Origin of the sequence: Niveispirillum fermenti (assembly GCF_048066175.1) — a bacterium.
GTDB lineage: Bacteria > Pseudomonadota > Alphaproteobacteria > Azospirillales > Azospirillaceae > Niveispirillum > Niveispirillum fermenti.
Genome location: NZ_JBLTXA010000088.1, coordinates 1 through 1,536, shown reverse-complemented (window position 1 = coordinate 1,536; position 1,536 = coordinate 1). Strand labels below are relative to the sequence as shown.

The window sequence follows — 1,536 nt, the reverse complement described above, 5'->3', positions numbered from 1 at the left end:
TGCATTGAGTCAGTTGGCCTCTGGTCTTGCAGGAGGACTGACTACCGGTGATATGGCTGGAGCAATTACTGGTTCACAAGCAGCGAAGAATGCGGTTGAGAATAATGCCTTTAACTTGGCTGGTCGAAAACAGAAAGACATTGAATCCAGTATACAAAAACAGGTAGATGGTATTGATTTAGATGCAGTCTATGGCGATGACCAGAATAAAAAAGATGCCTATAGAAAAGGTAGGGAACAAGGAGCTAAAGATGGCTTGAAAGATGGGATATCAGAAAGTATAGAGGGTACAATCAATACTATTCTAAACCCAATAGATGCTGTTACTGACTTAACAACAGCAGTCTGGAACTATGATAAGACTTATGATGCAATTAAAATATCCGTTACTGAATGGAATCAATTATATGAATATGCGCTAGTTAACGATCCAGAGCTTGCAGGACAGATGGTTGGATCTTTGCAAGGAAAAATGTTAGGCAATATAGGAACCAGTGTTGTTGTCTCAGGCGCAGCAGCAAAAACCATTCAAAAAGTTGCTCAAATGGAAAGCGGTATTAAATGGTTACCCGATGCTCATGGCAAAACCCACGCAACAATAGTAAAAGGTGACGCAGCAATACCTGTAGATAAGATTGAATTATACTTAAGAGGTAAAGCATCTGGTGATTTAACAACATTAAAAGCAGATTATAATGCACTTAAAGATCTGCAAGTAAAAAATCAAAGTCAGTTTGCTAAAGATCCTAATAATTTTGATAAATTACGAATACTAGAAAGTAAAATACATAATGTTGAAAAATCAAGAGATATGAATAAGGTGTTAAATAATGCAGGTATACCAGACACACCTTTAAATAATTCAATGATTATCAATGAATTACTAAAATCTGCTAATGATGTAACTGCTACAAATAGAAGAACATCTATTGTTATTAATGGCTCAAAAGGAAATGTTCGAGTTTATGGTACATGGACCATCCTGCCAGATGGCTCGAAACGTTTATCTACGGTCGAAGCTGGGGCTTTTAAATAATAAGTACAACTTATGAGTGAAAAAAATAAAAGCATTGAACAAATATTAGTAGGCATAAATAATTATATAACCTATGGTTATGTAGACCCAAGGTCATTTGATGATCCAGCAAATGATCTACTTGACTATTTATCTGAGTTGACTTCTTTAGATAATAAAAAGGCATTTTTTTATTATAAAAAAATATTGACTGATAAAAATATTAACGATGATTTCTTGAAGTCTCTCTGTCTAAATAGATTATTATTATCCGAATTTGAATGGAATTACGCATTTGATTTTTTAAATAAAAATGCTCGCCAATTAAGTATCCCTTGCCTAGAAAAAGCTTTATTTTATTTCTATTGTGCAAAAAATGATCCAAAATCACATCCAACACCTGATAGGCTCATCGAGAAACTAATAGCTAGATACCAAGAAGTCAAAAATGATCCTAATGCAGATTTTTATCATCTAACTGAATCATTTGAAAATTTCTCTCGAGCTTATGGGGTTTAACT

The 1,536-nt window shown here is 33.9% G+C and carries 2 protein-coding genes; both read left to right on the top strand.

The window, feature by feature from the left end:
* On the top strand, positions 1-1,036 hold a 1,036-nt coding region (locus ACM9LZ_RS25765; protein WP_416622359.1), incomplete at its 5' end, for a VENN motif pre-toxin domain-containing protein.
* A 12-nt stretch (positions 1,037-1,048) separates the two neighbouring features.
* On the top strand, positions 1,049-1,534 hold the full coding sequence (locus ACM9LZ_RS25760; protein WP_261191620.1) for a hypothetical protein: 486 nt from the start codon (positions 1,049-1,051) through the stop codon (positions 1,532-1,534).
* The last annotated feature ends 2 nt before the right edge of the window (positions 1,535-1,536 follow it).